Raw genomic sequence first — 6,753 nt, forward strand, 5'->3', positions numbered from 1 at the left:
ATGGCAGGACCCGCATCTATGCAAAAGCCCTCCGCTTTGTTGACAGCGGAGGGCTTTTGCCATGTTTAGTTTAGTGAGCATTAGGCGCAAAGACTAGGATTCCAACCAGCTCTCATCCCAGATCAGATAGCCGGTGCCGTTGCCGCTGATGCCGCCTTCGAACTCCAATGTCAGCTCCGTCACGCCGCGCGGCACATCAAAGGTGTTGGAAGCGATCGCGCCATCCGCAACCGAACCAGTCGCCAGATTGCTATCCTTGGTGCCGATTGTGTATGTTGCGCCATGACCTTTCGGGTCTTTAAAAGCTACCGTAATACCGATTCTTTTCGTACCTTCCTTGACCTTGAATTTGATCTCCTGTCCAGCCGAGTTGACACCTTGCACCATAAACCCCGTTGTATATTGCGTTTCGCCGAACAACAGCTCATCTTTATTTTGCGTGATGCCGCTGACGCCATATCCTTTTACATGAGAAACCACATTGTTGCTGAATGGCTTCCGAACCGCCTCAGCCTCTTCTGTACCGATCGAGATCGTCTGCGAAGCGGCGTCCCACTTCACGTCCGCGCCCGTCGCTTCTGCGACGGCCCGCAGCGGCACATAGGTTGTCTCTTTGTAACTGATCGGCTTGATCGCGTCGCCGTTAGCGTTTTTGGGATTCCATGGTTGGCCGTCCAGCACAAACTTGATGCCATGATTAAGATTAGCCTGGATCTGCTCTAACGTTCCGGCTGCCTGGGCACCCAGGGTAAAAGACAGGATACATGCCGCCGAGATACCGCTAATGAGCCATTTGTTTTTTCTTGTTGTCATCATTTGCACTCCTTTTCGGGTGGGTGGTTCCCTGTATAGGATTCTTCCCCCTTCCCTTATGTCCTCCCTAAGAACTAGTATCTTTAGACTATATTTAGAATCTAAAGAAAGCCTAAAGACCTATCTGATCGCATTAGATTGCTTGAAACGTATAGACAGCCCCATGGCTCCCAGCCAACTGCAGCCGGTCCCCAGGCTGGATGGCATAGAGCTTGTAGGGAATCATCGACTCGCCATTAAGCAAGGTGCCATTGCGAGAGCCGAGATCCTTGGCCGCATAACCGCCCGTCTCGCGCAGTATCTCGAGGTGGGAGCGAGACAAGCCGGAGCTGGGGTCGACATAATGCGCCGCTTCGCCGGAGCGGCCGATGACGAAGCGTTGGCCCGCAAGCGATACTCGCTCGGATCGCCCTTCCCAGAGCCGCTCCAGATAAGCGCCCTCGCGGTTGTCCCCCGGCATCGAGCCGGAGGTTCCGAGCAGTACCGTCTCTTCGCTGCCTGGAGCCGCAGTGGAGCCCGTAGGCGCAAACTCAGCAACTCGCTCCTCCTCTGGAACCGTCCACCCTGACGCACGTATGACCGGCGGATGGTCGGAGACAGTTGGAGCGGACTGAGCATTCTGAGCCGGTACATCCTCGGCAGGCTCCGGCTGCCGCTCCCAGCCTCCCCAGCGCCAGGCAGATTGGTCCTGCGCATAGTCGTCCATCTCCTGTTGAAGCGCAGCCTCTGCGTTATCCTCCAACTCCTCCGCCTGGCTGGAGCTTCGCCACGCCCAATAGCCGGCTGCCGCCGCCAATAGAGTCAAGCCGCCGCAGAGCAGCGCGCGCTGCAGCGTCGGCGTCTCCATATAACCATAGCGCCAGACTAGCGCTGCCGCGATGACGACGATCGCCCCGATGACGAAAGGTCGCCGCGAGCCGGAGCTCTCCTTGGCCTCATCGTCCAGCATCTGTGGAGCAGGCAACCTCGTGTCATCGCTCGGCAAGCCGGGGCTTGCAGCGCCGCGAGCATCAGATGCTGCCGAGGCGAGACTCTGCGGCAGCTCGGTGCGAGATGCCGCAGCCGAGGAGCGCTGTTCCGGCTGCCCTGATGACATCGGCTTGGCGAAGGTCGACTGACGCTGCGGCCCCGGAGTTTCAAGCCCGCTTCGCTGCGAAGTAGCTGTGGCGATAGATGAAGCTCCAGCAACTGGAGCTCGCCCTGACGGCTGCACCGATGCCGTGCGCTGCCCTGCTCGCTCCGGCGGCTGCTGCGTCGGAGCAACGGCTGTGCGCTGACGGGCCGACTCAGGCTGCGACTGTACCGATGCCGCACCCGCACGCTGCCGGATCTGCTCCGACGCAGGCGCGAGCGCGATCAACTCAAGCAGCAGCTCGCGCAGCGGCGTCCAGTCCGTCGTGTCGCTGCCGAGCTCGCGCAGCATCCGCTGCAGTCCGTCCCCGTCCACCTGCTCGATGTGGACCGTCCAGCGTACGGCCAGCCCCATCAGCTGCTGCCGCGCCGAGGACGAGGCCGCTTCGCGCATCGGCATATATGCCAGTCCGACCTCCTGCCAGCTATCGCCGACGTACATATATTGCTCCTGCAGGAGCACTGCCTCGCTCCGCAACATATAGTGCTTGCAGTCCGCCAGCGCTTCGACGATCGCCAGCATCAGCTGATAATAATGGCGCATCGTAAACGGTCCTGTCTGCAGACGCTGCGACAGCATCCGTTTGCCTGACAGAGCATAACGGAAGGTAATGCGGCCATCCATCTCGTACCAGTCCATCCTCAGCAGCCTCGGCACTTCCGACGCCTGCAGCATACTCAGCTCCAGCTCGTCCAATTGCTCGCGCACGATTCCTTGCTCCCGATCCAGCAGCATCTCATGTCCGCGCTGCATCGTAAAATCCATCCGATAAAGCTCCATCTCGCTTCTCCTCTCCTCATCGCTAGATTACAAAACAAATGAGCGCCGCCGGAGCCACCGCCAGCATAAACGGAAACCGCAGCCGCTTCCGGCTCTCGTCGTCGCTTGGTCCTGCGCCATCTACCCGCAGCCACATCCATCCTTGCAGCACATTCAGACAGCGTGACAAGAACGGCCGATAGCAGATCAGCACAGCCAGGCCGATAATCCCCGCCAGTATAATCGATACACACATCAGCTCGAACACGGCGGCTGTGCCCAGCCAGGCACCCAACGCCCCGAACAGCTTCACATCGCCCGCCCCGACTCCACGCAGCAGGTACATGAGCAGCAGCGGTGCGAAGCCCGCCGCCGTCCCGAGCAGCGCCAGGCCGAGACCTGCCCAGCCTGCCGCGATCCCTTGGTACAGCCAGCCGACGACACATGCCGTCAGGGTCAATACGTTCGGTATGCGCATCGCTCGAATATCGGTAATTAATGCCGTCGCTACGATCAGCAGCGCAGCCATGCTGGTCATCGCCATCTCAGCTCTCCCCTTCCTCTGTCGATCGGGCCTTGACGACGTCGAAATGCATCCCGACAGTCCGGTCGTCCGCGCCCGTTACGGTCAACTCCCATGTCCCCGGCGTCGTATTGCCCGATACATGCCATTCCCACTCCACATAGCCGTGCTCGTCTGCCGTCGCTTCGCCCAGATGCCGCGCCTTGCTCGCGCCGCTCTTGTATTGGACCGCGAGCGACACCGTGGCGCCTGGCTCGGTCCTGGCGATCAGCCGCGCCTTGCGACCCGGCCGCACCGGGTCGGGCTGGATGCCGACGATCTGCAGCAAGCCCGTCTCCGCTTCCCCCGCACTGCCCGAATCCGAGGGAAGAGCGTCAGGGATCCACACACGCTCGGTCGCCCGCCCTTGCAGCTTGAGCGAACGGGGCGCGAAGGGTAGCCGGAGCGGGTATTCGTAGACCGCTACCAGCTCCAAAAAAGCCTCGTCGCGACCGGCCAGATCCGGTAGCTTCAAGCCCTCGATGCTCAGATGCTCCACATCCAGCACGCTCTCCTCGGCCACTCGCCTCAGCAACGGCTCGGCGACGCGGGAGGCCAGGTATGAGGTCGCCATCTCCTCCGCAGCGCTCCAGTCGCCGGTGACCGCAGCCTCGACCAACGTTCCGGCCGGGTCCGGCAGCCACTTCGACAAGGCCTCGGCCGCTAGCCCCATATCCGCCAGAGGCAGTCGCTGCTGCTCCGGCTCGGGACGTTTGGGCAGCTTGTCGACCGCCAGCAACGCCGGATGCATATGAGCCGCCGTTTGCCGTACGACCTGCGAGGCAGCATCATTGAGCGCCATCTGCGCCGCCGCCAGCTGCACCAGCATGACAAAGAACAACAATACAAACAGCACCAACGGCAGCAGCAGCGCCGCCTCCAGCACGATGCTGCCATCCTCGCCGCTTCGATTACGAGTAAGACCAGGCCACAGTTTGCGTCGTCTCATAGCGATTCCCCGTTACCTTTCCATCCAGCAGCCCTGTCCGGGCCAGCTGCTTCATGATGCCCGGCAAAAACCACAGCCGCAGCGAGCCGGTCACCTCAGCCGATGCGCCAGTCGGCATCATCGCCAGTCGGTAGCCGGTGTTATGCTCCATCAATGCGATCATCCGGGACATTTTGTTGTCCGCCGAGCCTTGAACCATCAGGAACAACCTCAGATAATCGAGATAGCGGATATCTACCTTGGCGTACTTGGACAGCTCGGTTTTGCCTGTACGGACCAGGTCAAACAAGTCCTCCACCGCCTTGCCGATGCCGTAGATAACGGCTGCCGCGAGAATCAGCAACGGATGGCCAAGCGAACGACTTTCGATCAGCCCCTCCATCGTTCGAATCGCCAGCCGCACCGCAAAAATCTCGCCATAGGCCGCCGACACATTGCCTGCCGGATGGTGAAGGCCATAGAGGACATACTCCAGCTCCTGCTGACTCACATTCAGCGCATGGGCAAACTCCTCTGTCCCCCCGCTCTCGAACAAGGTCTGCAGCTTCTGCGGCGGGAAATGCGCGAACCGCTGCGAAGCGTACTCCGTTAAATACAACAGATCCCGAACGCCTGTCGCCGCTTCCCCCAGGCCGCCGAACAAGCTGCCCAGACCGTTCATCGCCGCCTCCGCATCCTTGCTGACCGCATCCTCCGACTCGCTCGGGTTATCCGTATCGACTGGCTCGGCTTCGCTGCCCGACGCATTAAATCGTTGACTCTCCTCAAAGCGCGCCTTCAACTGCTCGAAAGCCTCCCGATGCTCATCAACTTGGGGACGAACCGACATTCGCTGCAGCAGCTCGCGAGCTTGCTTCATCATCCCTTTGGCCTCGGATTCCTTCTCCTTGACCTGCTTTGCCGTCTTGCCGTTCGAAGGCAGATTCAGATGACGCTCCTGGATGACTGTGCCTGGATCCGAATATCGCTGGATGTAGGTAGTAAAGGCAAGCTTCAGACTGGCGAGCGATTCCTCCAGCAGCGAGGGAGCGCTCAGTCCGCCAAGCGCCGCATTAAGCGAAGCATGGAAGGAAGCAGCAGCGGTGTCCACCGAACGGAAGTCGGTTAACTGCTGACGAATCTCGACCTTGTATTGCTCAAAGTAGTCGTCGTCGAGCACCATATCCTCGGCCATCCGCCGAATCTCCTGAAGCTCGTCGCTCGCATCGTCCGATAGTGATGCGCCATCGTCGCCTGCGCCGTCAGCGCCTTGCAGGCTGTCATAACCGGCAGGCGCCGAAGCGGCGGCCGACTTGGCCAGCTCGCGCATCGCCTGGTTGGCGTCCTGCGCCGCATCCACCTCGGCGACCGCTTGCATCAAGAGCGGCTCCTGGCGGCTGTAAGAGGAGGCAGCAGCCTGACGGATCGACTCGGCTGTGCTGCGCGCCTTGTACTGATAGGCCGCGATAGCAGCCGCATAGATATATCGCCCATCTTTGTCCGTTACCGAGGCATTCGCCAGCCACGTCTGGTACGTACCATACTCGAATACGATGCTGACTGCCGTAGTTTCATAAAGATGGGTGCCGACGGTAGTAGGGATCAGCTTCTTGAGCCCTGAGTCGGCGCCGAGCGCCGCCGCAGTCCGCATCAGCGTCAGCGCCTCCTTGAGCGCCTTCTCCCGCTTCTCGTACAGCTTGCGCATCTGCTCCAGCAGATTGACCGTGGCGGTCGCCTCCTTCATCGCACCGGCCAGCGGACCGAAGCGCGAGATGAGATCCATCGTAAAGTCGATCGGCGCCTTGTACTTCATCTCCTCAAGCACCTGTCGGCGGAACACCTCGTGCATGCCGAGCACCTGCGACGGGTTGACATGCGAAGCCTCTCGCTGCATCGGCAGCAGCTGGAAGCCCCCCTCAGGCGAAGTCAAACTTTGCTCCGCGACCCGCTGCAGGATCGCATCGGCATCCGATCCGCCGCGCGCGAACAGACCATATCGGCTGTAAAGCGTCTCGTCATACGCCGACAGGACAGAGCGTACGCCGCTCTGGGTCGCCATCTCCAGCTTGCGGTCGGCGGCGGCGATCCGGCCGAAATCGATCAGCACCGCCGTGAAGAACAGGATGCCTGCCATCACCATCGCAAAGAATACCGTAATTGCAGCTTCGTCGCGATGGGCAAGCTTGCGCATCCCCGAAGTCCATCGCCGCTTGCCGAATCGTCTCCTCATTTTTTACCTCCTCCCTGGTTCGTGCCTCCTCCCTTGACAGTACGCCCGCGCAGGATCTCGGCTGCCTTCTTCTTCTTAGACTTCGTGTCGGCATTATCGCCGAACTTCGCCGTATAATACCGCACCAGATCGATGCTGCGGATGAACTCGACCGGATCGACGACGGTGCCGCTGGCGCGCGCTTGCGGCTCGGAATGCCCGATGAAATACTCTAGCGGCGCGATGCGGATCGGCTGTCGTACCCGCGCCGTCACCGTCCGCAGGAGCAAGCCCCCTTCGAAGGAAAGGTCGCCGCCATAAGCTTCCGGCACGAAGACGGCTGCCGCCGA

General features: G+C 60.8%; 5 protein-coding genes and 1 pseudogene. All 6 read right to left on the reverse strand.

Going from position 1 to position 6,753, the window contains the following annotated elements; genetic code table 11:
* Window positions 1-93 precede the first annotated feature (93 nt).
* Window positions 94-813 carry a stalk domain-containing protein gene (locus PA598K_RS23905; protein WP_128659372.1) on the reverse strand — a complete coding sequence of 240 codons (720 nt, stop codon included), beginning with the start codon at window positions 811-813 and terminating at the stop codon, window positions 94-96.
* A 133-nt stretch (window positions 814-946) separates the two neighbouring features.
* On the reverse strand, window positions 947-2,725 hold the full coding sequence (locus PA598K_RS23910) for a DUF6382 domain-containing protein (RefSeq protein WP_128659373.1): 1,779 nt from the start codon (window positions 2,723-2,725) through the stop codon (window positions 947-949).
* A gap of 22 nt (window positions 2,726-2,747) precedes the next feature.
* A complete protein-coding gene (locus PA598K_RS23915; RefSeq protein ID WP_128659374.1) occupies window positions 2,748-3,248 on the reverse strand; it encodes an A24 family peptidase in 501 nt (166 codons plus the stop codon).
* Between the two features lies 1 nt (window position 3,249).
* Window positions 3,250-4,215: a hypothetical protein gene (locus PA598K_RS23920; protein WP_128659375.1), complete on the reverse strand. Its 966-nt coding sequence runs from the start codon at window positions 4,213-4,215 to the stop codon at window positions 3,250-3,252.
* On the reverse strand, window positions 4,178-6,424 hold the full coding sequence (locus PA598K_RS23925; RefSeq protein WP_128659376.1) for a TadE/TadG family type IV pilus assembly protein: 2,247 nt from the start codon (window positions 6,422-6,424) through the stop codon (window positions 4,178-4,180). Before PA598K_RS23925 ends, PA598K_RS23920 begins: the two co-directional genes overlap by 38 nt.
* Window positions 6,421-6,753, reverse strand: a pseudogene (locus PA598K_RS36475) (hypothetical protein); the annotation flags it as partial. The pseudogene PA598K_RS36475 and the gene PA598K_RS23925, both read right to left, overlap by 4 nt.

It is taken from the genome of Paenibacillus sp. 598K (assembly GCF_003851045.1).
Lineage (GTDB): Bacteria > Bacillota > Bacilli > Paenibacillales > Paenibacillaceae > Paenibacillus_D.

Coding starts and splice junctions, on each gene's coding strand:
- PA598K_RS23905 (WP_128659372.1), bottom strand. CDS start 813: ATGACAACAAGAAAAAACAAATGGCTCATTAGCGGTATCTCGGCGGCA.
- PA598K_RS23925 (WP_128659376.1), bottom strand. CDS start 6,424: ATGAGGAGACGATTCGGCAAGCGGCGATGGACTTCGGGGATGCGCAAG.
- PA598K_RS23915 (WP_128659374.1), bottom strand. CDS start 3,248: ATGGCGATGACCAGCATGGCTGCGCTGCTGATCGTAGCGACGGCATTA.
- PA598K_RS23910 (WP_128659373.1), bottom strand. CDS start 2,725: ATGGAGCTTTATCGGATGGATTTTACGATGCAGCGCGGACATGAGATG.
- PA598K_RS23920 (WP_128659375.1), bottom strand. CDS start 4,215: ATGAGACGACGCAAACTGTGGCCTGGTCTTACTCGTAATCGAAGCGGC.